Origin of the sequence: Cognatilysobacter terrigena, assembly GCF_004361065.1 — a bacterium.
GTDB lineage: Bacteria > Pseudomonadota > Gammaproteobacteria > Xanthomonadales > Xanthomonadaceae > Cognatilysobacter > Cognatilysobacter terrigena.
This window is the reverse complement of sequence record NZ_SELT01000003.1, coordinates 177357-203728: the sequence shown is the minus strand read 5'-3', so window position 1 is coordinate 203728 and position 26372 is coordinate 177357. Positions and strand designations below refer to the sequence as shown.

At 68.3% G+C, this 26372-nt stretch carries 24 protein-coding genes; 18 read left to right on the top strand and 6 right to left on the bottom strand.

Annotation, left to right across the window (positions count from 1 at the left end):
* Window positions 1-57 precede the first annotated feature (57 nt).
* From frr to EVS83_RS03925, 11 genes are all read left to right on the top strand, one after another.
* Window positions 58-615: a ribosome recycling factor gene (frr, locus tag EVS83_RS03975; protein ID WP_133499718.1), complete on the top strand. Its 558-nt coding sequence runs from the start codon at window positions 58-60 to the stop codon at window positions 613-615.
* A gap of 56 nt (window positions 616-671) precedes the next feature.
* Entirely contained in the window at window positions 672-1433 is a 762-nt protein-coding gene (uppS, locus tag EVS83_RS03970; protein WP_133499717.1) for a polyprenyl diphosphate synthase, read from the top strand.
* Complete coding sequence (locus EVS83_RS03965) at window positions 1430-2266, top strand: phosphatidate cytidylyltransferase (RefSeq protein WP_133499716.1); 837 nt, start codon at window positions 1430-1432, stop codon at window positions 2264-2266. Before uppS ends, EVS83_RS03965 begins: the two co-directional genes overlap by 4 nt.
* The gene (locus EVS83_RS03960; RefSeq protein WP_133499715.1) at window positions 2266-3450 is read left to right on the top strand and encodes a 1-deoxy-D-xylulose-5-phosphate reductoisomerase; all 1185 of its coding nucleotides are present in this window, start codon (window positions 2266-2268) and stop codon (window positions 3448-3450) included. Before EVS83_RS03965 ends, EVS83_RS03960 begins: the two co-directional genes overlap by 1 nt.
* A 121-nt stretch (window positions 3451-3571) precedes the next feature.
* The gene (rseP, locus tag EVS83_RS03955; RefSeq protein WP_133499714.1) at window positions 3572-4930 is read left to right on the top strand and encodes an RIP metalloprotease RseP; all 1359 of its coding nucleotides are present in this window, start codon (window positions 3572-3574) and stop codon (window positions 4928-4930) included.
* An 80-nt stretch (window positions 4931-5010) separates the two neighbouring features.
* Complete coding sequence (bamA, locus tag EVS83_RS03950) at window positions 5011-7476, top strand: outer membrane protein assembly factor BamA (protein ID WP_133499713.1); 2466 nt, start codon at window positions 5011-5013, stop codon at window positions 7474-7476.
* 7 nt (window positions 7477-7483) lie between these two features.
* Window positions 7484-8506 (top strand): UDP-3-O-(3-hydroxymyristoyl)glucosamine N-acyltransferase, encoded by a 1023-nt coding sequence (gene lpxD / locus EVS83_RS03945; protein WP_133499712.1) that lies wholly within the window; start codon window positions 7484-7486, stop codon window positions 8504-8506.
* A 67-nt stretch (window positions 8507-8573) separates the two neighbouring features.
* The gene (fabZ, locus tag EVS83_RS03940) at window positions 8574-9041 is read left to right on the top strand and encodes a 3-hydroxyacyl-ACP dehydratase FabZ (protein ID WP_133499711.1); all 468 of its coding nucleotides are present in this window, start codon (window positions 8574-8576) and stop codon (window positions 9039-9041) included.
* Window positions 9042-9043: 2 nt separating this feature from the next.
* Window positions 9044-9826 (top strand): acyl-ACP--UDP-N-acetylglucosamine O-acyltransferase, encoded by a 783-nt coding sequence (gene lpxA, locus EVS83_RS03935; RefSeq protein WP_133499710.1) that lies wholly within the window; start codon window positions 9044-9046, stop codon window positions 9824-9826.
* A 27-nt stretch (window positions 9827-9853) separates the two neighbouring features.
* Complete coding sequence (lpxB, locus tag EVS83_RS03930) at window positions 9854-11029, top strand: lipid-A-disaccharide synthase (protein ID WP_133499709.1); 1176 nt, start codon at window positions 9854-9856, stop codon at window positions 11027-11029.
* Window positions 11022-11678 carry a ribonuclease HII gene (locus tag EVS83_RS03925; protein WP_166636791.1) on the top strand — a complete coding sequence of 219 codons (657 nt, stop codon included), beginning with the start codon at window positions 11022-11024 and terminating at the stop codon, window positions 11676-11678. The genes lpxB and EVS83_RS03925 overlap by 8 nt, the downstream gene beginning before the upstream one ends.
* A 57-nt stretch (window positions 11679-11735) precedes the next feature.
* Here EVS83_RS03925 and EVS83_RS15580 read toward each other — a convergent pair whose 3' ends face one another.
* The 3 genes from EVS83_RS15580 to EVS83_RS03915 form a co-directional block, all read right to left on the bottom strand.
* Entirely contained in the window at window positions 11736-11879 is a 144-nt protein-coding gene (locus tag EVS83_RS15580; RefSeq protein WP_166636790.1) for a hypothetical protein, read from the bottom strand.
* A 183-nt stretch (window positions 11880-12062) separates the two neighbouring features.
* The gene (locus EVS83_RS03920) at window positions 12063-12293 is read right to left on the bottom strand and encodes a hypothetical protein (RefSeq protein ID WP_133499708.1); all 231 of its coding nucleotides are present in this window, start codon (window positions 12291-12293) and stop codon (window positions 12063-12065) included.
* Window positions 12294-12328: 35 nt separating this feature from the next.
* A complete protein-coding gene (locus EVS83_RS03915; protein WP_166636789.1) occupies window positions 12329-14443 on the bottom strand; it encodes a tetratricopeptide repeat protein in 2115 nt (704 codons plus the stop codon).
* Between the two features lie 143 nt (window positions 14444-14586).
* On the opposite strand from EVS83_RS03915, the gene EVS83_RS03910 reads away from it, so the two are divergent.
* The 6 genes from EVS83_RS03910 (at window position 14587) to EVS83_RS03885 (ending at window position 22213) form a co-directional block, all read left to right on the top strand.
* A complete protein-coding gene (locus EVS83_RS03910) occupies window positions 14587-14811 on the top strand; it encodes a hypothetical protein (protein WP_133499706.1) in 225 nt (74 codons plus the stop codon).
* Window positions 14812-14928: 117 nt separating this feature from the next.
* Window positions 14929-18453 carry a DNA polymerase III subunit alpha gene (dnaE, locus tag EVS83_RS03905; protein ID WP_133499705.1) on the top strand — a complete coding sequence of 1175 codons (3525 nt, stop codon included), beginning with the start codon at window positions 14929-14931 and terminating at the stop codon, window positions 18451-18453.
* A gap of 85 nt (window positions 18454-18538) precedes the next feature.
* Complete coding sequence (locus tag EVS83_RS03900; RefSeq protein ID WP_133499704.1) at window positions 18539-19498, top strand: acetyl-CoA carboxylase carboxyltransferase subunit alpha; 960 nt, start codon at window positions 18539-18541, stop codon at window positions 19496-19498.
* Between the two features lie 190 nt (window positions 19499-19688).
* Window positions 19689-20984, top strand: a complete 1296-nt coding sequence (gene tilS / locus EVS83_RS03895; RefSeq protein ID WP_133499703.1) for a tRNA lysidine(34) synthetase TilS — start codon at window positions 19689-19691, stop codon at window positions 20982-20984.
* 94 nt (window positions 20985-21078) lie between these two features.
* Window positions 21079-21342 (top strand): exodeoxyribonuclease VII small subunit, encoded by a 264-nt coding sequence (locus tag EVS83_RS03890; protein ID WP_133499702.1) that lies wholly within the window; start codon window positions 21079-21081, stop codon window positions 21340-21342.
* The gene (locus EVS83_RS03885) at window positions 21335-22213 is read left to right on the top strand and encodes a polyprenyl synthetase family protein (RefSeq protein ID WP_133499701.1); all 879 of its coding nucleotides are present in this window, start codon (window positions 21335-21337) and stop codon (window positions 22211-22213) included. The genes EVS83_RS03890 and EVS83_RS03885 overlap by 8 nt, the downstream gene beginning before the upstream one ends.
* 131 nt (window positions 22214-22344) lie before the next feature.
* Here the strand turns inward: EVS83_RS03885 and EVS83_RS03880 are convergent, their stop codons facing one another.
* Window positions 22345-22749, bottom strand: coding sequence for a DUF4870 domain-containing protein (locus EVS83_RS03880; RefSeq protein ID WP_133499700.1), 405 nt, complete (start codon window positions 22747-22749; stop codon window positions 22345-22347).
* A gap of 99 nt (window positions 22750-22848) precedes the next feature.
* Window positions 22849-24216 carry a metalloprotease PmbA gene (gene pmbA, locus EVS83_RS03875; RefSeq protein WP_133499699.1) on the bottom strand — a complete coding sequence of 456 codons (1368 nt, stop codon included), beginning with the start codon at window positions 24214-24216 and terminating at the stop codon, window positions 22849-22851.
* A 79-nt stretch (window positions 24217-24295) separates the two neighbouring features.
* Between pmbA and yjgA the strand changes: the two genes are divergently transcribed.
* The gene (yjgA, locus tag EVS83_RS03870; RefSeq protein WP_133499698.1) at window positions 24296-24865 is read left to right on the top strand and encodes a ribosome biogenesis factor YjgA; all 570 of its coding nucleotides are present in this window, start codon (window positions 24296-24298) and stop codon (window positions 24863-24865) included.
* Between the two features lie 13 nt (window positions 24866-24878).
* On the opposite strand, the gene tldD is transcribed toward yjgA, so the two are convergent.
* Window positions 24879-26333 (bottom strand): metalloprotease TldD, encoded by a 1455-nt coding sequence (tldD, locus tag EVS83_RS03865; RefSeq protein ID WP_133499697.1) that lies wholly within the window; start codon window positions 26331-26333, stop codon window positions 24879-24881.
* Window positions 26334-26372 lie beyond the last annotated feature (39 nt).

The window sequence follows — 26372 nt, the reverse complement described above, 5'->3', positions numbered from 1 at the left end:
TCACCGCGCCCTGCCCTATAATCCGCGGCCGACCGCAGAACCGACACGGAGCCCGCGATGCTCAACGAGATCAAGAACGACGCCAAGGCGCGTATGGCCAAGAGCGTCGATGCGTTCCGCCACGACCTCGTCAAGGTGCGCACGGGCCGCGCCAGCACCGCGATCGTCGACCACATCAAGGTCAACTACTACGGCTCCGACGTGCCGCTCTCGCAGGTCGCCAGCGTCGCGGTCAGCGATGCGCGTTCGCTGACGATCACGCCGTGGGAAAAGCCGATGGTGGGTGCGGTCGAGAAGGCCATCCTCGCCTCCGACCTCGGCCTGACGCCGAACACCGCCGGCATGGTGATCCGCCTCAACCTGCCGCCGCTCACCGAGGAGCGCCGCAAGGAGCTCGCGAAGGTCGTGCACTCGGGCGGCGAGGACTGCAAGGTCGCCATCCGGAACATCCGTCGCGACGCGAACCATCAGGTGAAGGAACTCCTCAAGGAGAAGAAGATCACCGAGGACGAATCGACGCGCGCCGAAGCCGACATCCAGAAGCTCACGGACGAAGCGATCAAGAACGTCGACGAAGTGGTCAAGGCGAAGGAACAGGAGCTGATGGCGGTCTGACCGCCCGGCACTGCAGCGGGTCGGTCAACGATCCGCATCTCTTCCGACGACTCGACGTGACTTCTTCCGGCTCCCCTGTTGCGGCGCGTGTTCCGCGACATCTGGCCATCATCATGGACGGCAACGGCCGCTGGGCGCAGAAGCGCCGGCGACCGCGGCTGATCGGCCATCGCGCAGGCGCGCGCGCGGTCAACCTCTGCATTGATTTCTGTCTCGAACGCGGCGTCGAAGTGCTGACGCTCTTCGCGTTCTCGAGCGAGAACTGGGACCGCCCGCAGGATGAAGTCGGCGGCCTGATGAAGCTGTTCACCGGTGCGCTCGAGCGCGAGGTCGATGAACTCGATCGTCGCGGTGTGCGCGTGCGCTTCATCGGGGATCGCTCGCGTTTCAATGAGTCGATCCGTTCGCGCATGGCGCAGGCGGAGTCGCGTACGTCGGCGAATCGCACGCTCGATCTGGTGATCGCCGTCAGCTACGGCGGACGCTGGGACATCGCGAACGCGGCGCGGTCGTTGGCGGAGGACGTCGCGGCTGGGCGCCTCGATGCGTCCGCGATCGACGAGAAGCTGCTCGGCGAGCGCGTCGCGCTGGCCGATCTGCCCGCGCCCGACCTCTTCATCCGCACCGGCGGCGAGCTGCGCATCAGCAATTTCCTGCTCTGGCAGCTGGCCTACACGGAACTGTGGTTCACCGATTTGTTGTGGCCCGACGTCGATGCGGCGACACTTCAGGCTGCGCTGGACGACTACGCGCGCCGTGAACGCCGATTCGGCCTGACCGGGGCACAGGTCGGCGGCAATCCCGAGACGTCCGAATGACCCGTACCCGCGTTGCCGCTGCCCTGGTGATGGCCCCCGTCGCGATCGCGGCGATCCTGCTGCTCGATACGCCCTGGATGATGGTCGCCGCCGCAGCGGTTTTCCTCGCCGGGCTGTGGGAATGGTTCGACCTCGCCGAAGTCGAAGACTCGCTCGCGAAGTGGGTGCTGCTGATCGCGAATCTCGGCGTGATGGTCGCGATCGTGTGGTCGTCGCATTCGCGCGAGGGCGGCACGCTCGTGCTGTACAAGCTCGCGTCGATCATTGGTGTCATCTGGTGGGCGCTGGCGCTGCTGTGGCTGGGGCGGTTCGAATTCGGCAGCAATCACGAGTCGTGGGCGCGTGCGCTGAAGCTCGCCGCGGGCACCTTCGCAGTGGTCCCCGCGTGGTGCGCGTTGACGTGGCTGCACGCGGACGGGCCGAAGGGTGACTGGTGGCTGCTCACGTCGCTCGCGACGGTCTGGGCGGCCGATACCGGCGCGTATTTCGCAGGCCGCTATCTCGGCCGCCACAAGCTTGCACCGCGCATCAGCCCGAACAAGACGATCGAAGGTCTTGCGGGTGGCGTGGTCGTCGGCACGATCGTCGCGGTGCTGTTTTCGCTGATTGCCGGTGCAACGACACAGGATCTGTGGAAGGTCGCAATCGTGGGCGCCGCCTCGGTGCTGGTATCGGTCATCGGCGACCTGTTCGAAAGCCTGATCAAGCGCCATGCCGGCAAGAAGGATTCGGGCACGCTGATTCCCGGCCACGGCGGCGTGCTCGATCGCATCGACGCCGTGCTCGCCGCGCTTCCGGTCTTCGCGCTGGGTAAGGCGCTGTTAGGCCTGTGATGCGCCGCGTCGCCGTCCTCGGCGCCACAGGATCCATCGGTGCATCGGCGCTCGACGTCATCGCGCGCCATCCGGATCGACTGACGGCCAACGTGCTCGCTGCGGGTCGAAACGTCGATGCGCTGGTCGCGCTTTGCCACACGCATCGACCCGACCACGCGGTCATCGCGGATCCCGCGCTGTTCAACGAACTCCGCGCGAAGCTTGCGGATGCAGGCGTCCCGACGGCCGCACACGCAGGCATGCAGGCGATCGACGAGCTCGCATCGGGCGATGCCTGCGACACGGTCGTCGCCGCCATCGTCGGCGCTGCGGGACTGGATTCGACATTGGCCGCGGTGCGCGCGGGCAAACGCGTCGCCCTCGCGAACAAGGAATCACTTGTCCTTGCTGGCGAGCTGGTGATGCGCACGGCGCGCGAATCCGGCGCAGACATCGTGCCGGTCGACAGCGAACACAACGCGATCTTCCAATGCCTGCCGGCACGCGATGGTCGTGCGGCGCGCGATACGTCGGGGCTGCGTCGACTCGTCCTCACCGCGTCGGGCGGCCCGTTCCGTGGTCGTACGCGCGAATCGCTGCGTGATGTCACGCCCGCGCAGGCGGTCGCGCATCCGCGCTGGTCGATGGGCCCGAAGATCTCGGTCGATTCGGCCACGCTGATGAATAAGGGCCTCGAAGTCATCGAGGCGCATCACCTTTTCGGCGTCGCCCCGGACGCGATCGACGTGATCGTGCATCCGCAGAGCCTGGTGCATTCGTTCGTCGAATTCGTCGACGGCTCGACGCTCGCGCAGCTCGGATTGCCCGATATGCGCACGGCGCTCGCGGTCGGCCTGGGCTGGCCGGATCGCCTGCAGTCGGGCGTCTCGGGTCTCGATCTCCTCGCACAGGGCGGCCGTCTCGACTTCGAGGCACCGGATCTCGACGCGTTCCCCTGCCTGCCGCTCGCCTTCAAGGCGCTGCGCGCCGGCGGGGCCGCCCCGGCCGTGCTGAACGCCGCGAACGAGGCGGCCGTCGACGCGTTCCTCGCCGGTCGCGTCGGCTTCCTCGATATCGCGGCACTCGTGGCGGACGCGCTCGACGCGCACGCCGACGCGCCGGGCGGAGACCTCGCGGCACTGCGCGACGCCGACCGCCGCGCGCGAGCCCATGTCGCCGCCCGTCTCGACCGCAGCTCATGACCGCACGACTGCCGTTCACCGAATCCGGCCGCAACTCGGCGACGATCGCGCCTGGACTGAACCATCGGCCGGTCGCGCGGTCTGCTACGGCAGCCGCTGCCGGTCGTCGCGGGAGAACGCCTTGAACGAGTTGCTCGGATCGATCTGGTGGTTGGCCGTCAGCCTCGGCATCCTCGTGACCTTCCACGAGTTCGGGCACTACTGGGTCGCGCGCCGCTGCGGCGTGCGCGTGCTGCGCTTCTCGATCGGTTTCGGACGCCCGCTGTGGTCGCGCGTCGGTCGTGACGGAACGGAGTACGCGATCGCGGCGATTCCGCTCGGCGGCTACGTCAAGATGCTCGACGAACGCGAGGGCGACGTCGCACCGTCGGATCTGCATCTCGCGTTCAATCGCAAGCCCGTCTGGCAGCGCATGGCAGTGGTGGTCGCGGGGCCGCTCGCGAACCTCCTGCTCTGCGTGATCCTGCTGTGGGGCATGTTCGTGATCGGCCGGCCGGACTTCGTGCCGGCGATCGGGCGCGCCGAGGGCATCGCCGCGGCCGCCGGCCTGCGCGCGGGCGACACCGTGCTCGCCGTGGAGGATCGCAACACGCCGACATGGACGGAAGCCGAGCTCGCGCTCGTGCCCGCGGCGCTCGACCGGCGCGACATCGACATCCGCGTTCGCGGCATCGAGGGCGCGGAAGCGACGCGGCGTCTGCGGTTGTCCGAACTTCCCGGCAGCATCGACGAACTGCGCGCCCTGCAGGCGATCGGCATCGCGCCGCGGCATCTGTTGAGGCCGGCGCGGGTCGGCGACGTCACGAAAGACTTTCCCGCCGCCACCGTTCTAAAGCCCGGCGATCTCGTGACGGCGATCGACGGCCGGCCCGTCCAGAGCTGGGACGACATCGCGCCGCTCGTTGCCGAGGTCGGCAAGAGCGGTGAATTGGCGATGGTCGAAGTCCAGCGCAGCGGCGAACGGCTGGCGTTCCCGCTCAAGCCCATTCGCGGCAAAGACGAAGGCGGAACGCGCTGGATGCTCGGCGTTGGTCCGGCCCAGGCCGGAGACCCCGTGCCCGACGCCGTGCTGCGCCTCGGCCCGATCGATGCCGTGCCCGCGGCGATCTCGGAAACCGCGCATCAGGCGCATGAGCTCGTCGCGATGCTCAAGCGCGTTTTCACCGGTCGCGCCGACGTGCGCAACGCGGTCGCGGGCCCGATCACCATCGCCCGCGCGGCCAATGCGTTCGCCGCGCACGGCGCCGCCTGGTACCTCTCGCTGCTCGCCATGCTCTCCCTGAGCCTGGCGATACTGAACCTCCTCCCCCTCCCGATATTGGATGGCGGACACCTGCTGTATTACCTTATCGAGCTGATCAAAGGCCGCCCGGTCAGCGATCGCGCCATGGCGGCCGGGCAATTCGTCGGCCTGGCGATCATCGTCGGCCTGATGGGCTTGGCGTTCTACAACGACATCGTGAACAACCTGGTGCGTTGACGGCGGCTTCGGCCGACCTCTCCACCGCGCCGGCCGATTGCCTGCGGCGTTTCCCTGGATTCGATCCAACCGGACTGATGATGACGCGACCCCTGCCCCGCCGCCTGCTTGCCCTCGCCCTCGCGTCCGCGATGGCCGCTGCGCCGGTGACTTCCGCCCTCGCCCAGGCGTTCGCGCCGTTCACCGTCAGCGACATCCGTGTCGACGGCCTCCAGCGCATCTCGGCGGGCACGGTGTTCACCTACCTGCCGATCGAGCGCGGCGACACTGTCGACGGCACCAAGGTCGCCGACGCCATCCGCGCGCTCTACAAGACCGGCTTCTTCGAGGACGTGCGCGTCGAGCGGCAGGGCGACATCCTCGTCGTCGACGTCACCGAGCGCCCGTCGATCAACAAGCTCACGCTGACGGGCAACAAGGACATCAAGACCGAGGACCTGACCAAGGGCCTCAACGACATCGGTCTCTCCGAGGGCGGCACGTTCGATCGCCTCGCGCTCGACCGCGTGACGCAGGAACTGACGCGCCAGTACAACAACCGCGGCAAGTACAACGTCGAGATCACGCCGACGGTGTCGCGCCTCGATCGCAACCGCGTCGACGTGACGATCGCGATCAAGGAAGGCTCGGCCGCCCGCATCCGCCACATCAACATCGTCGGCAACGAGAAGTTCGGCGAAGAGGATCTGCGTGATTCGTGGGAATCGCGCGAGACCAACTGGAAGAGCTGGTACAAGCGCGACGACCAGTACTCGCGCGAGAAGCTGTCGGGCGATCTCGAGAAGCTCAATTCGTACTACCTCGATCGCGGCTACGTCGACTTCAGCGTGGACAGCACGCAGGTCGAGATCAGCCCGAACCGCAAGGACATGTTCATCACCGCCGGCGTGACCGAGGGTGAGCAGTACAAGGTGTCCAAGGTGGAAGTCACCGGCGACACCGTGCTTCCGAAGGAAGAGATCCAGAAGCGTGTGTACGTGAAGGAAGGCCAGATCTTCTCGCGTCGCCTGCTCGAGCTGTCGTCCGACTCGATTACCGCAACGCTCGCGAACGTCGGCTATGCCTTCGCGCAGGTCAACGCGGTGCCGTCGATCGACAAGGAAAACAAGACGGTCGCGTTGAACATGCAGGTCGTGCCCGGCCCGCGCGTCAACGTCCGCCGCATCATCTTCAAGGGCAACACCCGCACGTCGGACGAAGTGCTTCGTCGCGAGATGCGCCAGTTCGAGGGCAGCTGGTACTCGCAGGCTGCGCTGGACCGCTCCAAGATCCGCCTGCAGGGCCTCGGCTTCTTCGAAACGGTCGATGTCGACAACCAGCCGGTGCCGGGCTCTCCGGACCAGGTCGACGTGGTCGTCAGCGTCAAGGAAACGACGTCGGGCAGCTTCGTGTTCGGTCTCGGCTATTCGCAGCTCAGCGGCCTGACCACGCAGATCCAGCTGTCGCAGAACAACGTCCTCGGCACCGGCAATCGTGTGTCGGTGCAGGCGAACCGCAACTCGTACTTGCAGCGTTACGACTTCTCGTTCGTCAATCCGTACTTCACCGACAGCGGCGTGTCGCTGGGCTACAACCTGTGGTGGCGCGAGTTCGACAACTCGAACTTCAACACCGCGCAGTACAACTCGACCAGCGGTGCCGGTCAGGTCGTTCTGGGCGTGCCGATTTCCGAGACCGACTCGATCACCGCACTGATCGGCGTCGATTCCAACGAGATCTTCGCGTACCCGGGCAGCGCGCCGCAGCCGCTCGTGGATTACATCGATGCCGTCGGCAACCGCACGTTCCACACGCTGCGTGGGCAGATCGGCTGGTCGCGCAATACGCTCGACAACTTCCTGACGCCGAACGTCGGCATGATGCAGCGGTTCAACGCTGAAGTTGCACTGCCGGGTTCGACGGTCGAGTACTACAAGCTCAACTACGACATCTCCAAGTTCTGGCGCCTCAATCGCCACCTGGTGCTTAATACGCGCGCCGAACTCGGCTACGGCAACAGCTACGGCAAGGACTTCACGCGCAACGTCTGCTTCACCAACGGCACCTATAGCGACGCCAATGGCGACGGCATCACGGATACGTTCACGCCGGGTCCGGCGCCGAGCGAGCCGTGCCTGACCTCGTCGACGGACTACGTCAAGACGATCACCGCGACCGGTCTGCCGTTCTTCGAGAACTTCTACGCCGGTGGTGTGCGATCGGTCCGCGGCTTCTCGGACAACACGCTCGGTCCGCGCGCCGCGGCCGCGGGCTCGAACTTCCTGCAGCCGATCGGTGGCGCGGTGAAGACGATCGGCTCGGTCGAAATGTTCTTCCCGACGCTGATCAACAGCCCGTCAGCCCGCATCTCGGCGTTCCTCGACGTCGGCAACGTGTTCGCTACCACGAACGATTGGGACGCCGGCGAACTGCGCGCGTCTGCCGGTATCTCGATGCTGTGGCGTTCGCCGATGGGTCCGATCTCGATCAGCTACGCGTTCCCGTTCCGCAAGAAGGACAACGACGAGCTGGAACGCCTGCAGTTCACCTTCGGCGGCGTGTTCTGATCCGCGCATGAGCCCGGGCACCCACGAGCATCGCCCGCAGTACACCGCCGGCGAGCTCGCGGAGCGGTTCGGGCTTGAGGTGCGCGGCGATGCCGCCACCGTGGTTCGGGGCGTCGCGACCATCGCGGACGCGACGCCCGACCGGCTGACCTTTCTCTCCAATTCGAAATACCGGGCGGCGCTCGCGACGACCCGCGCGGGCATCGTCGTGCTCGCCGCCGGTGATGCCGACGCGGCGACCGGCACGTCGCTCGTCGCGCGCGATCCCTATTCGGCGTACGCACGCATCGCCGCGCTGTTCGAGACCCTGCCTGCTGCGAACGCGGGCGTTCATGCGTCCGCCGTGGTCGACGCGAGCGCGAACGTCGATCCACGCGCGAGCGTCGGTCCGCACGTCAGCATCGGCGCGCGCAGCGTCGTGCATGCGGGGGCGGTGATCGGCCCGGGTTGCGTCATCGGCGAAGACTGCGTCGTCGGCGAAGGCGCGCGACTGGTCGCACGCGTCACGCTGGTCACACGGGTGCGCCTCGGTGCGCGGGTGCTCGTGCATCCCGGCGCGGTGATCGGTGCCGACGGCTTCGGTATCGCGATGGACCAGGGCGCATGGCTGAAGGTGCCGCAGCTTGGCGGCGTCGTGATCGGGGACGATTGCGAGATCGGCGCGAATACCACCATCGATCGCGGCGCGATCGACGACACCGTTCTCGAGGAAGACGTCCGCCTCGACAACCAGATCCAGATCGGCCACAACGTGCGCATCGGCGCCCATACGGCGATGGCCGGTTGCGTGGCGATCGCGGGCAGCACGCGCATCGGCCGCTACTGCCTGATCGGCGGCGGCGCCGGCGTGGTCGGCCACATCGAGCTCTGCGACAAGGTGGTGGTCACGGCGATGAGCCTGGTCACCCATTCCATCCGCGAGCCGGGCGAATACTCCTCGGGTACGCCGCTGATGGAAAACCGCGTCTGGCGGCGCAATGCTGCCCGCTTCCGCCAGCTGGATCGCCTGTTCCGCGGCCGCCGGGACTGAATCCGCCTCGCGCCGTATCATGGGCGGCTTCGGCGCCGGCCCGTCCGGCCGCTCCGCAGGATCACGAATGAATCAGACCGTGCAGCTCCCCGTCGACGTCCGCGGCATCGAAAAGCTTCTGCCGCACCGGTATCCGTTCCTGCTGGTGGATCGCGTCGTCGAGTTCGAGCCCCGCAAGCGCGTCCTCGCGTACAAGAACGTTACGGTGAACGAGCCCTGCTTCACCGGTCATTTCCCCGGTAATCCGGTGATGCCCGGCGTGCTGATCATCGAGGCACTCGCGCAGGCGGGCGGCCTGCTGACCACGCTGACGGCGAAGTCGGAAGGCGACGACAAGGAAGGCGACAAGCTCTTCTACCTCGTCAAGGTCGACAACGCGAAGTTCATGAAGCAGGTGGTGCCGGGCGATCGCCTGGAACTCGACGTCGAACTCAAGCGCGTGATCCGCAACATGGCGATGTATGCCGGCGTCGCGCGCGTCGATGGCGAAGTGGTCGCATGCGCGGAGATCCTCTGCGCCGAGGCGAAGCGCTGAGCATGGCAGCGCAGGTCCACCCGAGCGCCGTGGTCGAGCCGGGCGCCCGTCTGGGCGACGGCGTTGCCGTGGGGCCGTTCTGCTACATCGCCGACGAGGTCGAGGTCGGTGACGGAACGACCTTCGGCCCGCATTGCAGCGTGGTCGGCCCGACGCGCATCGGCCGCAACAACCGCTTCATCGGGCATTGCGCGGTGGGCGGCGAGCCGCAGGACAAGAAGTTCGCCGGCGAGCGCGTCGAACTCGTCATCGGCGACGGCAACACCTTCCGCGAGTTCGTCACGCTCAATCGCGGCACCGGCAACGGCGGCGGCGTAACGCGCATCGGCGATCGCAACTGGCTGCTCGCGTACGTGCATGTCGCGCACGACTGCGACGTCGGCAACGACTGCATCTTCTCGAACAACGCGACGCTCGCCGGCCATGTCACGGTCGGCGACCACGTGATCCTCAGCGGTTTCGCCGGCATCCATCAGTTCTGCCGCATCGGTGCGCATGCGTTCGTCGGCATGGGCGCGTTCGTCAATGGCGACGTGCCGCCGTTCGTGATGGTCGCGCAGGAAGACTACGGCCGGCCGCGCGGTATCAACGCGGAAGGTCTGAAGCGTCGTGGCTTCGATGCGGGTCGCATTGCCGCGATCAAGCGCGCATATCGCGCGCTGTACGTCGCCGGCGGATCGCTCGATGAGGCGCGCACGAAGCTTGCGGAGATCGCGGGCGAGAGTGATGACGTGCGCCTGCTGCTCGATTTCGTGAACAGCGGCGATCGCCCGCTGCTGCGCTGACCGCACCGCTCCGTCACGGCTGCGCCCATGTCGACGCGCCCCCATCGCATCGCGATCGTTGCTGGTGAAGCCTCCGGCGACCTTCTCGGCGCCGGTCTGATCGACGCACTTCGCGAGCGCTGGCCGGACGCCGAATTCGCCGGCATCGGCGGTGACCGCATGCGCGAGGCGGGCTTCGACGCCTGGCACGACGCGGGCGAACTCGCAGTCATGGGGCTCGCGGACGTGCTGCGTCACTTGCCCCGCCTGCTGCGGCTGCGACGCGCGCTGCGCGAGCGCGTGCTCGCGTGGCGGCCGGACGTGTTCATCGGCATCGATGCACCCGATTTCAATCTCGGCGTCGAGCGCTGGCTCAAACAGCGCGGCGTCGCGACCGTGCACTACGTGAGTCCGTCGGTCTGGGCGTGGCGCGAGGGGCGTGCGGCGAAGATCGGCGAATCGGCGGATCGCGTGCTCTGCCTGTTCCCGATGGAGCCGGCGATCTACGCGAAGCACGGCGTGGACGCGCGTTTCGTCGGCCACCCGCTCGCCGACGAGATGCCGCTCGTGCCCGACCGCGCCGATGCGCGCGCGAGGCTCGATCTGTCGATCGACGGACCGGTTCTCGCGCTGCTGCCTGGATCACGGACCGGCGAAATCGAACGCCTCGGTGCGGACTTCCTCGACGCTGCCGCGCGCGTGCGCGATGCCGTTCCCGACCTCCAGGTCCTCGCGCCCATGGCCGACGCACGCGCGCGCGCGACGTTCGAGCGCGTCCTCGCGCAGTCGCCCGCCCGCGCACGGCTCAGCGACGCGCTGCGCATCATCGACGGCAACGCGCGCACGCTGATGATCGCGAGCGACGTCGTGCTGCTCGCGTCCGGCACGGCGACGCTCGAAGGCCTGCTCGCGAAGCGGCCGATGGTGGTCGCCTACAAGGTCGCGGTGATGACCTACCGGATGGTGAAGGGCCTCGGCATGCTGAAGGTCGACCGCTACGCGCTGCCGAACATCCTGGCCGGCGCCGACCTCGTGCCGGAACTCATGCAGCACGACTGCACGCCAGAGAAACTCGCGTCGGCGGTGCTGCACTGGTTGCGGAGCCCCGATGCGGTTCGCGATCTGGTGCCGCGATTCACGAAGCTGCACGAGGAATTGCGTCGCGATGCGTCGGCGCGCGCAGCCGATGCCGTCGCCGAGGTCGTATCCTCGCGACATGGCTGAGGCCCCGTCGCAACCCGAACTCGAGATCGCCGTCGACCGCGGTGCGCAGCGTATCGCCGGCGTCGACGAGGCCGGTCGCGGGCCGCTGGCCGGGCCGGTCGTGGTGGCCGCGGTCGTCTTCGCGCCGGGCCGCACGCCGATCAACGGGCTCAACGACTCGAAGCAGCTCGATGCCGAGCGTCGCGACGTGCTCGCCTTGCGCATCCGCGAACGCGCGATCGCGTCGCACATCGCCGTGATCGACGTGGCCACCATCGATCGCCTCAACATCTTCCACGCCACGATGCTCGGCATGCGCGAATGCGTCGAAGCCGTGCGCCACGCCGCGGACCTCGCGCGCATCGACGGCAACGTCGTGCCGAAAGGCCTGCTGTGCGCGGGCGAGGCCTGGGTCGGGGGCGACACGCGCTGCCGCTCGATCATGGCGGCGTCGATCCTCGCGAAGACGCATCGCGATGCGCTGATGGTCGAGCTGCATGCGCGCTGGCCGCAGTACGGCTTCGACCAGCACAAGGGCTATTCGACGCCGCAGCATCTCGCCGCGCTGGCGATGCACGGCCCCTGCCCCGAACACCGGCGTTCGTTCGCGCCGGTGCGGTCGAGCATGGGGATAGTGGCCGACGACACCCCGGCGCCGGCATTGATTTGAAGCGCGGCGTTGCGCGGGTGCGCTACGGCCCCATGCGTTCGGGCGCGAGCGCCGCAGTCACTCCGTCCGCTTCGGCGGGCCCACGATCGGCATGTTGTCCTGGTCTGAAGGCTGCGGACTGCCCTGCTTCGGCGGCGAGGCATCGCGCGGGATCGGCGGGCGCAGTGGATTGGGTTGCGGCGGATTTGATCGGTCGGTCATGACAGTCTCCTGATCGCCCAGCGGGCGGAATGCCGCGCGGAATCGCCCCGCGCGAGGCGTCGGGCTGTCGCGTGCGTCCATTGACTGCGGCAGTCGTGGCGACGTGCGTCGCCGTTCGGTAGCGTCGGCTCGCGGCAAGCGCCGCATCGTGGAAGCAACGAAGCCCGCGGCGCGACGCCGTTACTACGCCGATGCGACCACTTCCGTTTCGATCGTGATGCCGACACGCTCGTCGAGCGGGAACAGCAGCACCGGCCCTTTCGGCGGTTTAGGCGGCCCGACGACGACGACCGTCGCGCCGTACTGGTAGCGGACGATCACGAGCAGGCGGCGGCCGTCGGGCAAGCGCAATTCGAGGCGGTCCTCACCGGTGGTGCCTTCGGCCGGTGGATCAACCGGGGGCGAGTTGGACATGTGACCTCCAGAACGGGCCCTCGCGGGCGGAAACATCAGCGCGCGGCGACGAGGCCGGCGCGCCTGAACAGTGGATTGGTGGCGATACGCTCTTCCGCCGCACCGGCCTTGCGTGCGAGTTCGATGCGACGCCGCGCGCCGTCGATGTCGCCGAGGCGCATGAGTGTTTCCGCGTTGTAGAGCGCGACATCGACGTCCTGGCCGCCCTTCGCCTCCGAGCGACGCACGAACGCGAGTGCACGCTCGCGTTCGCCGATGTTCGCGCGATACCAGCCGAGGCCCGCGAGCGTGAGCGCGTCGCCGCCGTTGTAGTCGACATAGCGCTGCGCAAGCTCGGCCGCGTGGCGGAATGCCTCCGGCGCCTGCCCGGCAGTGAGGTCGTCGGCGAGCAGCGCATCGCCGAGGTTGGCGTAGTAGAGATAGCTCTGCGGGCTGAGCGCGATCGCGCGCCGGTACAGCGCCGCGGCGGCGGCGTAATCACCGCGCTGGTATTTGAGCGTGCCGAGGTTGGAGATCGTCTGGTCATCCGGATCGAGCGCGACCGCGCGTTCCAGCGCGTGCTCCGCATCGGCACTGCGACCGGCGGTGAGCAGCAGTCCTCCGTACAGACGCCAGTGGTCGGCGTCGTCCGGCGCGAGTTCGGTGGCGCGTTTCACCGATGCAACACCCGCGTCGACGCGTCCCGCGACGTACTGCTGATAGCCCATCTCGGCATAGATGTGCGCGTCGGACGGGTCCGCCTCAAGCGCGTCGTGGAAGCGCGCGAGCGCGTCGTCGGGCCGATGCGCGAGCACGTCGAGCTTGGCGAGCCCGACGAGCGCCTGCGCGCGCAGGCCGGGGAAATCGATGACGCGCCGGTAGTACTCCGCCGCCTTGTCCGCCTGCCCCTGCACCCGGTAGAGCTCACCGAGCGACAGCTGCACTTCGCCGATGCCCGGATCCATGTTCTCGGCGGTGCGGCACGCGAGGCGCGCGGCATCGAACGCTGCGGGATTGCGCTGCGTTTCGTAGCGCCAGACCTCGGTCCGGCAGATCGCCGCCTGTGCACGTGCGAAGGCGGGATCGGTCGCGATCGCCTGCCGGAAGAACTCGAGCGCCCGCGGCGTGTCGCGATCGCGGCCCAGCAGGGCGTGCAGGCCGCGCAGGTAGGCGTCGAACGCGCCGACGTTCTGCGTCGGCGCGAGCTGGTGTCGCAGTGCTTCGCCGGCGTCCGGCAGCGGGCCCACCAGAGCGCCCGCCACGTCGGCCGCCATCTGGCTCTGCAGTTCGAAGACGTCGCGCAGCGGGCGGTCGAACCGTCGCGACCAGACCGTGCGGCCGCTCGACACGTCGACCAGATGCGCGTCCACGCGGACATTCGTTTTCGTTCGCTCGACGCGGGCGTCGAGCACCGCCGCGACACCCAGGCGACGGCCGACCTCGCGCGCGTCGCCGGCCGCAGCGGAGTCGAAGGGCGCGACCTGCAGCCCATGGACGCTGGCGAGCGCGTTGCGCATCTCGGCTGCCAAGCCTTCGGCGAAGTAGCGGTCGCCCGGCGCGGCGCCGACCATCGAGAACGGCCGTACCGCGACGGAAGGCTCCAGCGCGAGCGGCGCTTGCGACGTCCGCGTGCGAAGCGCGAAGGCGATCGCGACAACCGCGAGCAGCGCCACGACGGCCCCGACAAGAAGGCGCATGCCACGCCGTCGGTACCACGGCGGAAGCGCGACCTCGCGCGTCGGCGACGCGACGTCGGCCGCGACCGGCGCGTCCCGAACGACGGCTGGTGTCGGCACCGGCGGAGCTGCGTCGTCCACCACATCCGGCAGCAGCTGGCCGATGAAGCAGTAGCCGAGCGCGTGGCGGGTCTGGATGTAGCGCGGCTGCTGCGCGTCGTCATCCAGCGCGTGCCGCAGCTGCGCGATGACGCGGGTGAGCACGCCCGGCGTGACGTGGCGATGGCCCCAGACCGCGTCCAGCAGCTCGTAGCGCGGGACCAATTCGCCGGGCCGTTCCAGCAGCGTCGCGAGCACGGCGAAGGCCTTGGGCTCGACGGTCCGCACTTCCCCGGCGCGCATCACGGTGCGCGCGGCAAGGTCGACAACGACGTCGTCGAAGCGATAGCGGCTTGCGACGACGGCGGCGTCGGGGGGAACGCCGTCAGCCGTCATGCGAAGACTCCTCAATACCTCGCAAACATCAGCGAGGAATCGGGCAAACATCGTAGTCCCATCATGACTCAGGGGGCCCATGGGGGGACTCTCATCGCGCACCGCTCGTCAGGTGCGCCCAGTTCCCACCACGGAGTACCGCCATGAACGTCCTGTCCGCCCTCGCTCATACGTTTCAGCCGATGCCGGTTCCGCTCGACGCCGCCACCATCGAACGTCGCCGCCTCTACGCCGAAGCGCTCGACGCCGCCCGCAACGCGCCGCCCGAGGACATCGACCCCGAAGCCGACGCCTTCGATGCCCAGTGCCGCCGCGTCCGCGAGTCCCATTACGTGAACCAGCCGGCGGACGTGTTCCATGTCTGCTGAACGATTGCGGCGCTCGGCGCGTCCGGCGCCCGCGCCGAGCGTGTCAAGTCCTGACCCTGAGACGGGCGGCTGCTAGGCTGCGAGGCCGCCCCTCCGCGGGGCCGGCCGCCCGACTGCATGACGTCCCGCTTCGTTCACCTCCACCTGCACAGCGAATACTCGCTCGCCGACTCGACGATCCGCATCGCCGAGTTGATCAAGCGATGCGTCGCCCTGGGCCAACCGGCGGTCGCGCTGACGGACATCAACAACCTCTTCGCCGCCGTGAAGTTCTACAAGGCGGCGGAAGCGGCGGGCATCAAGCCCGTTATCGGCGCGGACGTCACGCTCGCCGACGGCAACGAAACGCCGACGCGCATGACCCTGCTCTGCCGCGATCGGCCGGGCTACCTCACGCTGTCGCGCCTGCTCACGCGCATGTGGATGGAAGGCCATCGCAACGACGGCGTCGCGCTGCGCCCCGAGTGGCTGCGCGAGGACAACGGCGGCCTGTTCGCGCTCGCCGGCTACGGCAGCCTGGCTGCACAGCTCGCCGGCAGCGGCCGACACGATCTAGCCGAAGCCTGGCTGGTCGACTGGAGGGAAGTCCTCGGCGATCGGCTGCATCTCGAACTCACGCGCACCGGCCGCAAGGGCGAGGACGCGTTCAATTCGTTCGCGCTGCACGCGTCGTCGCTGCGCGAGATTCCGGTGGTCGCGAGCAATGACGTCCGCTTCCTCGACGAAAGCGGCTTCGAGGCGCACGAGGCGCGCGTCTGCATTGCGACCGGCCGCGTGCTCGACGACCCCAAGCGTCCGCGCGAGTACAGCCCGCAGCAGTTCCTGAAGTCGTGCGACGACATGGACGAGCTGTTCATCGACGTGCCGGACGCGATCTCGAATGCGCATTCGCTGGCGCTGCGCTGCAACGTCGAAATGAAGCTCGGCGAATACGCGCTGCCGGCGTTCCCGGTGCCGAGCGAGCACACCATCGAGTCGTGGCTGCGCAACACCGCGCGCGACGGCCTCGCCAAGCGCCTGGAGAAGGCGCCGCCGTCCGACGGACGCACGCACGAGGGCTACGCGCAGCGCCTCGAGCGCGAGCTCGACGTCATCATCAAGATGGGGTTCCCCGGCTACTTCCTGATCGTCGCCGACTTCATCAACTGGGGTAAGCAGCAGGGCATTCCGGTCGGGCCGGGCCGTGGTTCGGGTGCGGGTTCGCTGGTTGCGTGGGCGCTCGGCATCACCGACCTCGACCCCCTGCCCTACGACCTGCTGTTCGAGCGCTTCCTCAATCCCGAACGCGTGTCGATGCCCGACTTCGACATCGACTTCTGCATGGATCGGCGCGACGAGGTCATCGACTACGTCGCGCGCAAGTACGGGCGCGATCGCGTCTCGCAGATCATCACGTACGGCACGATGTCGGCGAAGGCGGTCGTGCGCGACTGCGGCCGCGTGCTCGGTCACGGCTACGGGTTCGTCGATTCGATCTCCAAGCTCATTCCGCTGATCCCGGCCGATCCGCTGTCGCTCGACGACGTGCTGGGCCGCAGCGATCGCGCGAAGAAGGATCCCGAGCGCGCGATCGGCGACTTCATCACGCGGTACAACGCGGAAGACGACGTCCGCGACCTCGTCGATCTCGCGCTGCAGCTCGAAGACCTCACGCGCAACGCGGGCAAGCACGCCGGCGGCGTCGTCATCGCGCCGTCGCCGCTGAGCGACTTCTGCCCGCTGTTCGCCGAACACGACGAAGGCGGCCGCGGTCGAAACCCCGTCACGCAGTTCGACAAGGACGACGTCGAAGCCGTCGGCCTGGTGAAGTTCGACTTCCTCGGCCTGCGCACGCTCACGATCATCGATTGGGCGGTGAAGGCGATCAACAAGCGGCGCGCGAAGGAAGGCGTCGAACCGCTCGACATCACCGCCCTGCCGCTCGACGACGCGAAGGCGTACGACGTGTTCGCGCGCGGCGACACCGTCGCGGTGTTCCAGTTCGAATCTCGCGGCATGCGCGAGCTGCTCAAGCGCGCGCAGCCCGACCGCTTCGACGACCTCATCGCGCTCGTGTCGCTGTACCGCCCGGGCCCGATGGACCTGATCCCGGACTTCATCGAACGAAAGCACGGCCGGCAGGAGGTCGTGTATCCGCATCCGCTGCTGGAGCCGGTGCTCGCGCCCACGTACGGCGTCGTCGTCTACCAGGAGCAGGTCATGCAGACCGCGCAGATCCTGGGTGGCTATTCGCTGGGCGGCGCCGACCTGCTGCGTCGCGCGATGGGCAAGAAGAAGCCCGAGGAGATGGCGAAGGAGCGCGTGAAGTTCGAAGCCGGTGCGATGGAGCACCACGGCATCGAGCCGAAGGTGTCCGGGCCCATCTTCGACCTGCTCGAAAAGTTCGCCGGCTACGGCTTCAACAAGTCGCACGCCGCGGCGTACGCGCTGGTGTCGTACCAGACCGCGTGGCTCAAGGCGCATTACCCGGCGGAGTTCATGGCCGCGGTGTTGTCGTCGGACATGGACAACACCGACAAGGTGACGGGCTTCCTCGACGAGGCGCGCGCGATCGGCATGAACGTGCTGCGGCCGGACGTCAACGAGTCGTCGTACATGTTCGAGGCGCGCACGCCGGACACGATCCGCTATGGCCTCGGTGCCGTGAAGGGTGTTGGTCGCGGCGTCTGCGAGGCGATCGTCGCAGCGCGTCGCGCCGGGCCGTTCAAGGATCTGCTCGATCTCTGCCAGCGCGCGGACGACGGCAAGCTCAATCGACGCGCGCTCGAAGCGATGGCGCAGGCCGGTGCGCTCGATGCGCTCGGCAAGAATCGCGCGAGCCTGTTCCTGCAGATTCCCGAAGTGCTGCGCGCGACGGACCAGCTCGCAAAGGAAACCGCGGCGGGCCAGGTGTCGCTGTTTGGCGGCTTCGATACCGCCGCGCCGGCGTTGCATCTCGACCTGCCCGAAACGGACGAGTGGCCGGTCGGCAAGCTGCTCGAGCACGAGCGCGAGACCCTCGGCCACTACCTCAGTGGCCATCCGTTCGATCCGCATCGCGAGGACGTGCACGCGCTGATCGGTTTCGACCTCGGCGACCTCGAGCGCATCTGGGCGGGCCGGCCCGACAGCGGTCGCGGCGGCTGGCGTCCCGAAATGGAAACGACCGTCGCCGGCCTCGTCGTCGGCCTCCGCAAGAAAGGCGACTCGCAGGTGTTCGTGCAGATCGAGGACGGCCGCGGCCGACTCGAATGCGCGTTCTTCGCCGAGACCTACGCCGAGCATGCGTCGCTGATCGGCCGCGACAAGCTGCTGATCGTGCAGGGCGGCCTGCGCGAGGACGCCTTTTCCGGCGGCTTCGCGCTCAAGGCGGCGCGCTGCTGGGAGTTCTCGCAGGTCTGCGGGCGCCATGCGCAGCGGCTGTCGCTGCGGCTGGACCTCCGGCAGCCCGGCACGATGGCGCGCGTCGAGGCGATCCTCGCAGCCCATCGCCCCGGACCGACGCCGCTCCGCCTGCACCTGCTGCTCGACGGCACCCACGGCATGGTCGACCTGGACGGCCCCAAGGGCGTTCGGGTCAGCACGGAGCTGATGGAGGCGCTGCGTGCGACGCCGGGCGTCGTGACCGTGAAGGCGACGCTCTCCAAGCCTTGGGCGCACTGACCCAGGGCGGGCACCATACGGTCCCGGTGGGCAGGTTTCGGCCCTCACCCGCTACACTGCCCGCCTTTCACCCCGCCGGTCCCGCATGAACCCGAACTACCTCGATTTCGAGCAGCCCATCGCCGATCTTGAAGCGAAGATCGCCGAACTGCGGCAGGCGAGCGACGGCAATGCGGTCAACGCCGACCCCGAAATCCGGGCCCTGCAGGACAAGGTGCGCAAGCGCACCGCCCAGATCTTCCGCGACCTCTCGCCCTGGCAGGTCTCGCAGCTGGCCCGCCACCCGCAGCGCCCGTACACCCTCGACTACATCGAGACCATGTGCGACGAGTTCCACGAGCTGCACGGCGACCGCGCGTTCTCGGACGACGCTGCCATCGTCGGCGGCCTGGGTCGCATCGACGGCCGCAGCGTCATGATCATCGGCCACCAGAAGGGCCGCGATACCAAGTCGAAGATCCGCCGCAACTTCGGCATGCCGCGCCCCGAGGGTTACCGCAAGGCGTTGCGCCTGATGAAGATGGCCGAGCGCTTCGGCCTTCCGCTGCTCACCTTCATCGATACGCCGGGCGCGTATCCGGGCGTCGGCGCGGAAGAGCGCGGCCAGTCGGAAGCGATCGCCCGCAACCTGATGGAGATGTCGGAGCTGAAGATTCCGATCGTCTGCACGGTGATCGGGGAAGGCGGCTCCGGCGGCGCGCTCGCGATCGGCGTCGGCGACCGCACGTTGATGCTCGAATACAGCACCTATTCGGTGATCTCGCCCGAAGGTTGCGCATCGATCCTGTGGAAGTCGGCCGACAAGGCCAAGGACGCCGCCGAACAGCTCGGCCTGACCGCGTCGCGCCTGAAGTCGCTGGGCCTCGTCGACAAGGTCGTGCGCGAGCCCACCGGTGGCGCGCACCGCACTCCGCGGCAGATGGGCAAGCGCTTGAAGACCGTGCTGCTCAACGAACTGGACGCGCTGTCGGGCATACCGACCAATGTGCTACTCGAGCGCCGCTACCAGCGCTTGCGCGGGTACGGGGCGTACGAGGCGGCCTGATTCGGGCTCGGCTCTCCGCGAGCTCTGAGGCGCCGGACTCGCAACATGCCAGTCCGCATGACCTGATCGATCGCAATGCGCACATGGGACGCGAAGGGACACGCCGCACCGTCTCTCCAGTTCCACCGACCCTGAGGCCCGCGGCAACGCGGGCTTCGTCGTTTCCGCAGCGCGTGGCAGCATCGGCGGCATGACGATCGCTCCGCCTGCCCTCATGCCACGCGTCGACGCACCCGTTTGCGTCGCGTTGAGCGGCGGCATGGATTCGATGGCGCTGTTGCATGCGCTCGCGAGCGACGCGGCGATCCGCGCGAACGGCCTGCGCGCACTGCACGTACACCACGGCATGCAAGCGTCGGCGGACGACTGGACGCGGCATTGCGAAGCCGCATGTCGCGAACTCTGCATCGCGCTCGTCGTCGAGCGCGTCACGGTCGAAGCGAATGGCCTGGGTCGCGAAGGCGCAGCGCGCGCCGCGCGCCACGCGGCGTTCGAGCGACATCTGGTCTACGGCGAACATCTGGCGGCCGCACATCATCGCGACGACCAGGCCGAGACCTTCCTGCTGCGGGCGCTGCGTGCGTCCGGCGTCGACGGACTCGGAGCGATGACGCCATTGCGTCCCCTCGGCCGCGGCTGGTTGTGGCGGCCGTGGCTCGACGTGCCGCGCGACGCCATCGCTGCGTTCGCGCGCGACCGCGGCATCGCCTGGGTCGACGATCCGTCGAACATCGACGCATCGATCGATCGCGTGTTCCTGCGCCAGCACGTGCTCCCGCTTCTGCGCACACGCTGGCCGCACGCCGACGCCGCGCTCGCGGGGGCGGCGGCGCTCGCGCGCGAAGCGTCGTCGCTGCTGACCGACGACGATCGGCGGCTGCTCGCAGGTTGCGTCGTCGACCGACCGGACGTCCTGTCGATTCCGTCGTTGACCGCATGTCCGCCTGCGCGACGCACGCGACTGCTGCGTGCGTGGATCGCGTCGCTCGACTTGCCGCCCCTGACCGCACGCGCGGCCGATCGTGTCGAGCGCGAGCTGCTCGACGCGCGTGCCGACTCCGACGCCTGCGTCGACTGGCACGACGCGCGCATCCGCGCCTGGGGCGGCCTTCTGCACGCGAGTCGCCCGTGCCCGCCACTTCCTCACGACTTCGACATCGGATGGACCGGGCAGGAAACGCTCGCACTGCCCGACGGTGGCGAGCTGCGCTTCGATCCATTCCTCGTCGCGCCGGCTGACTTTCGCGTCCGCGCGCGCATCGGCGGTGAGCGCATCCGCCTGCCCGGTCGCGCGCACCACCACGCGCTCAAGCACGTGCTGCAGGACGAGCGCGTCCCGCCATGGACGCGTGAGCATCTGCCGGTGCTGCTCGCGCACGACGATGAGGTGCTCGCAGCGGGCGACATCGTGCTGGGCGCGCGCATGGCGGAGCTGTTGCGAGAGACCGGCGGCCGCCTCGTCTGGTCATGCCCGCCCGGCGCGTGAGTTCCGGCGTCGGCACGTCACCACGATGCGACGGCGTGCACGCCAGACTTCCGTCGCATTGACCCTGCCCCGCGCCCGCCGCCACACTTCGCCCATGCCGCGTAAAGACGCCACCGAGCCCTCCCCCGTCGCCGACTTCGAGCGCTCGCTCGATGCCCTCGAACAGCTGGTCGAGAAGATGGAACAGGGCGATCTCTCGCTCGACGAGTCGCTGGCCGCATACGAGGAAGGCGTCGGCCTCTCCCGCCGCTGCCAGACCGCGCTGGAAGAGGCGGAAATGCGCGTGCGCCTGCTGACCGATCCGCAGGATCCATCGACGGCGCAGCCCTACCCGGACGCCGCCGCTCCCGATGCCTGACGCCCGCCTGGACGCCTGGCGCGGGCGCATCGACGCCGCGCTGGACCGGGCGCTCGATCTCCCCGACGCACCGCCGCGCCTGCGCGATGCCATGCGCCACGCCGTGCTACTCGGCGGCAAGCGCATGCGCCCGCTGCTGGTGCTCGCGACGGGCGCGCTGCTCGAGGCCGACGAGGAGGCGCTGCTGGCGCCAGCGGTCGCGGTCGAGCTCATCCACGCCTACTCGCTGGTGCACGACGATCTTCCGTCGATGGATGACGACGCCTTGCGCCGCGGCCAGCCGACGGTCCACGTCGCGTTCGACGAGGCGACCGCCGTGCTCGCAGGCGATGCGCTGCAGTCGGCCGCGTTCGACGTGCTCGCCAATGCGTCTGTCGATGCCGACATCGCCGTCGCGCTCGTTCGCGAACTCGCACGCGCTTCTGGCGCGGTCGGCATGTGCGGCGGCCAGGCCATCGATCTCGAGTCGACCGGCCGCAGCGCCGACGTCGACGTCGCTGCGCTCGAGCGGCTGCATGCGATGAAGACGGGCGCGCTGATCCGCTCCGCGGTCCGCATGGGTGCAATCGCGGGGCGCGCGGACCGCGACGCCCACGCGCGACTCGATGCCTTCGCCGACGCACTCGGCCTCGCCTTCCAGGTGCGCGACGACATCCTCGACGTCGAAGCCGATACCGCGCAGCTCGGCAAGACCGCGGGCAAGGATCAGGCGCAGGACAAGGCGACGTTCCCGGCGTTGATCGGACTCGACGCATCCCGTTCGCGGCTGAACGAGCTGACCGATGTGATGTCACGCTCGCTCAGCGAGTTCGGCGACGCTGCGACGCCGTTGCGAGCGCTCGCGCGACTGGCTGTCGAACGCGCGCATTGATCGTCAGCGCGACGGCGCGAATGCAGCGGCGCTCATCGATGCTGACGACGCCGATTTGCCCGTCGAATCCGATGTCAAAAACAAAAAAGCCCGGCCGAAGCCGGGCTTTTTTCGTTACAGCGTCGCGCTGTTTACTTCACCAGGCGCCAAGACAGCGGATAACGGTAAGCCTCGCCGCTGTTCGCCTTGATGCCGGCGATCACGAAGAACACGATCGACGCGACCCACAGCAGGAAGCCCAGCGGGCTCGCGAGGCCGAGCGTCACGATCGTCAGGATGAAGACGCCGATGTAGGCGATCATCAGGGTGATGTTGAAGTTCAGTGCTTCCTTCGCCTGGTCGACGACGAACGCCTTGTCGCTGCGATCCTTGTGGACCAGCCACATGATCAACGGCACCACGAAGCCGAGGACGATGCCCGACAGGTGCGTCAGCAGCGCCATGGTGCGGTCGTCCTGCGAGACGGCGCCGGCGGCCGGCGCAGTGTCGTAAGGCGGAGGCGTGGCGCCACCGGGGTTCTGGTCGTATTCGCTCATCGATTCGCTCCTGCGTGAAGGTCGTGTAGACAACGACTTTCAGGCCAAGCGTGCATGACGGTCAACCGTCGATCGTCATTTGCCCGATCAGCGGTCGCATCAGCTCTCGCCGGCGACGGTCATGCGGTCGATCACGATCGAACCCGTGCGGATGTGCGAACGCGGGTCGACGTCGGTGCCGACGGCCTGGATGCGCTGGAACATGTCGCGCAGGTTGCCGGCCACGGTGACGCCGTCGACCGGATATTCGATGCGGCCGTCCTCGATCCAGAAGCCCGCCGCACCGCGCGAATAATCGCCCGTCGTGGCGTTGGCGCCGTGACCCATGAGCTCGGTCACGAGGAGGCCGCGGCCCATGCCGGCGAGCACCGCCTGGAAATCGCCGCTGTTCGCGGCGACGTCGAGGTTGTGCACGCCCCCCGCGTTCGCGGTGGTCTGCAGGCCGAGCTTGCGCGCGGAGTAACTGCCGAGCACGTAACGCTGCAGCACGCCGCCTTCGACCAGCGCGGATTCGCGCGTCGCCACGCCTTCCGCGTCGTACGCCGACGACCGCAGGCCGCGCCGCACGAATGGGCGTTCGACGATCGAGAACCAGTCGGGGAACAGCTGCGTGCCTTGGCTGTCGACGAGGAAGCTCGCGCCGCGATACAGCGCGCCGCCCGACACCGCCGAAAGCAGATGGCCGATCAGCGAACGCGCCATTTCCGACGCGAACATCACCGTGTATTCGCCGGTGCGCAGCTGGCGTGGCGACAGGCGCGACACCGCGCGCTCGGCGGCGCGGCGGCCGACCGACGCCGGCGAATCGAGATCATCCGACGCGAGACCGAGCGTGTACCAGCCATCGCGCTGCATCGCATCGCCGCGCCCCGCGATCAGCGCGCAGCCCAGCGAATGCTGCGTGCCGCGCTCGCGTCCGACGAAGCCGTGGCTGTTCGCATAGACCGACACGCTGCGGCCGCTGCTGAGCGACGCGCCATCCGAATTTTCGACGCGCGAATCCGCATCGCGACCCGCCTGCTCGCAGGCAAGCGCGAGGTCGATCGCGCGATCCGCGTCGATGGCCCATGGATGCCACGCATCGAATTCCGGAGTGTCGCGCGCCATGAGGTCCGCATCGGCCAGCCCGGCGGCCGGGTCGTCCTCGGTGTACTTGGCGATCGCGCAGGCCTGGTCGACCGTCGCGATCAGGCTCTCCTCGCGCAGGTCCGCGGTGCTCGCGCTGCCCTTGCGTCGGCCGAAATAGACGGTGACCGCGATGCCGCGATCGCGCGTGGATTCGACCGTCTCGACCTCGCCCATGCGCACGTTGACGCTGAGCCCCGCTTCCTCGGAGCAGCTCACTTCGGCCTGCGTGACGCCGCGCTCCCGCGCGAGGCCGAGGAGGCGCTGCGACAGGTCGGCCAGCGTGTCGAGGCGCTCGACGCTGTCGTCGTGGAGGACCGGCGAAGAGGTCGTCGCGTTCAATGTCTTATCCTTTCATCTCATGTCCGCGGGCCCGCGGACGGTTCAACGCGTGGCGTCGACGTCGCGCAGGATTATGACGATGCGCGGTCGCGACGAAGAAACCGGTGAATTCCACAGCCCCTCCCGCAGCGAGCAGCGCCGCGAGGCACTGGGCGTGCTGGACCTGGCCGAGACGCTGGCCGGCCTGACCGACGCGCAGCTCGCGCGCGTGCCGGTGCCGGAATCGATCACGCCGCACATCCTCGACACGCGGCGCATCACCTCGAACATCGCGCGCAAGCGGCAGCTCGCGTTCCTCGCCAAGCAGATGCGCAAGCTCGACGACGAGGAACTGCAGGCCATGCGCGACGCGCTGGACGAGAAGAGCGAAAGCTCGCGCGCGGAAGTTGCGGCGATGCATCGCGTCGAAGCGTGGCGCACCAAGCTGCTCGACGGCGGCGACGCCGCGCTCGCCGAGCTGCTCGACCTGCATCCCGACGCCGATCGCCAGCGTCTGCGCCAGCTCGTTCGAAACGCGCTCGACGAGCGCAATCGCAACAAGCCGCCACGCGCCTTCCGCGAACTGTTCCGTGAACTGCGTGGTGTGATGCTCGGTACGCACGACGACGAAGGCGACGACAGCCTCGACGTGGACGACACCGACGACTGACGCACGCGAAGGCTCAGGCCTTCGTTCCGCCGACGGTCAGTCCGTCGATCAGCAGCGACGGCTGACCGACGCCGACCGGCACGCTCTGCCCGTCCTTGCCGCAGACGCCGACGCCTTCGTCGAGCGCAAGATCATTCCCGATCATGCGGACCTTCTGCATCGTCTCGGGCCCGTTGCCGATCAGCATCGCGCCCTTCACCGGCGACGTGACCTTGCCGTCCTCGATCATGTAGGCCTCGGTGGCCGAGAACACGTACTTGCCCGACGTGATGTCGACCTGGCCGCCGCCGAAGTTCACCGCGTACAGGCCGCGCTTCACCGAACGGATCATCTCGTCCGGATCGTGCGGGCCGGCGAGCATGTAGGTGTTGGTCATGCGCGGCATGACCAAGTGCGCGAACGATTCGCGACGCCCATTTCCCGTTGGCGTCATGCCCATCAGGCGCGCGTTGAGCGTGTCCTGCATGTAGCCGACGAGCACGCCGTCTTCGATCAGCGTCGTGCAGTTCGTCGGCGTGCCTTCATCGTCGATGTTGAGCGAACCGCGACGACCCGGCAGCGTGCCGTCGTCGACGATGGTGACGCCCGGGGACGCGACGCGCTGGCCGATACGACCCGCGTACGTCGACGTGCCCTTGCGATTGAAGTCGCCTTCGAGGCCATGACCCACTGCCTCGTGCAGCAGCACGCCGGGCCAACCGCTGCCGAGCACGACGGGCATCACGCCGGCCGGTGCGTCGACCGCAGCGAGATTCACGAGCGCTTGGCGCAACGCCTCGCGCGCCAGATGTTCGGGACGATCGCCGCCGAGCAACTCTGCATAACCGTAGCGTCCGCCGCCACCCGCGTACCCCTGCTCGCGGCGGCCGTTCTGCTCGACGATCACCTGCACGTTGAGGCGCACGAGCGGACGCACGTCCGCCGACAGCAGGCCGTCGCTGCGCGCGACGAGCACCGTGTCGACGCCACCCGACAGGCTCACCGTCACCTGCTTCACGCGCGGATCCGCGGCGCGCAGCAGGCGGTCGATGCGGCGCAGCGATTCGACCTTCTCTTCGTTCGCGAGCGCATCGATGGGATCGAACGCGGCATACAGCTCGCGACCGCTGCCCCGCACGAGCGGGCGATCCTTCGCGAGCTCCGCGCCGACGACGCTGCCCTTCGCGATCGCGCGCGCCGATGTCGACGCTTCGAGCAGCGCACGCGCGTCGATCTCGTCCGAGTACGCAAAGCCAGTCTTCTCGCCACTGATCGCACGAACGCCGACGCCCTGCTCGATCGAATGCGCACCGTCCTTGACGATGCCGTCCTCGACCGTCCAGCTCTCACGCCTCGCGTGCTGGAAATACAGATCGCCGAAATCGACGCCGGGGCCGATCAGCGCACCGAGCGCGCGGTCGAGCGACGCGACATCGAGGCCGGCAGGCACCAGCAGGCGGGATTCGGCGGTCGAGAGCGAAGTCGTCATCGGAATTCCAGGGTGAAGGACGCGCGCAAACAGCACGTC

Coding starts and splice junctions, on each gene's coding strand:
- EVS83_RS03890 (WP_133499702.1), top strand. CDS start 21,079: ATGCCGCGTAAAGACGCCACCGAGCCCTCCCCCGTCGCCGACTTCGAG.
- dnaE (WP_133499705.1), top strand. CDS start 14,929: ATGACGTCCCGCTTCGTTCACCTCCACCTGCACAGCGAATACTCGCTC.
- EVS83_RS03960 (WP_133499715.1), top strand. CDS start 2,266: ATGCGCCGCGTCGCCGTCCTCGGCGCCACAGGATCCATCGGTGCATCG.
- lpxA (WP_133499710.1), top strand. CDS start 9,044: ATGGCAGCGCAGGTCCACCCGAGCGCCGTGGTCGAGCCGGGCGCCCGT.
- tilS (WP_133499703.1), top strand. CDS start 19,689: ATGACGATCGCTCCGCCTGCCCTCATGCCACGCGTCGACGCACCCGTT.
- lpxB (WP_133499709.1), top strand. CDS start 9,854: ATGTCGACGCGCCCCCATCGCATCGCGATCGTTGCTGGTGAAGCCTCC.
- lpxD (WP_133499712.1), top strand. CDS start 7,484: ATGAGCCCGGGCACCCACGAGCATCGCCCGCAGTACACCGCCGGCGAG.
- tldD (WP_133499697.1), bottom strand. CDS start 26,333: ATGACGACTTCGCTCTCGACCGCCGAATCCCGCCTGCTGGTGCCTGCC.
- EVS83_RS03965 (WP_133499716.1), top strand. CDS start 1,430: ATGACCCGTACCCGCGTTGCCGCTGCCCTGGTGATGGCCCCCGTCGCG.
- EVS83_RS03920 (WP_133499708.1), bottom strand. CDS start 12,293: ATGTCCAACTCGCCCCCGGTTGATCCACCGGCCGAAGGCACCACCGGT.
- EVS83_RS03885 (WP_133499701.1), top strand. CDS start 21,335: ATGCCTGACGCCCGCCTGGACGCCTGGCGCGGGCGCATCGACGCCGCG.
- fabZ (WP_133499711.1), top strand. CDS start 8,574: ATGAATCAGACCGTGCAGCTCCCCGTCGACGTCCGCGGCATCGAAAAG.
- EVS83_RS03910 (WP_133499706.1), top strand. CDS start 14,587: ATGAACGTCCTGTCCGCCCTCGCTCATACGTTTCAGCCGATGCCGGTT.
- EVS83_RS03925 (WP_166636791.1), top strand. CDS start 11,022: ATGGCTGAGGCCCCGTCGCAACCCGAACTCGAGATCGCCGTCGACCGC.
- frr (WP_133499718.1), top strand. CDS start 58: ATGCTCAACGAGATCAAGAACGACGCCAAGGCGCGTATGGCCAAGAGC.
- bamA (WP_133499713.1), top strand. CDS start 5,011: ATGACGCGACCCCTGCCCCGCCGCCTGCTTGCCCTCGCCCTCGCGTCC.
- EVS83_RS03915 (WP_166636789.1), bottom strand. CDS start 14,443: ATGACGGCTGACGGCGTTCCCCCCGACGCCGCCGTCGTCGCAAGCCGC.
- EVS83_RS03900 (WP_133499704.1), top strand. CDS start 18,539: ATGAACCCGAACTACCTCGATTTCGAGCAGCCCATCGCCGATCTTGAA.
- EVS83_RS03880 (WP_133499700.1), bottom strand. CDS start 22,749: ATGAGCGAATACGACCAGAACCCCGGTGGCGCCACGCCTCCGCCTTAC.
- EVS83_RS15580 (WP_166636790.1), bottom strand. CDS start 11,879: ATGACCGACCGATCAAATCCGCCGCAACCCAATCCACTGCGCCCGCCG.
- yjgA (WP_133499698.1), top strand. CDS start 24,296: ATGCGCGGTCGCGACGAAGAAACCGGTGAATTCCACAGCCCCTCCCGC.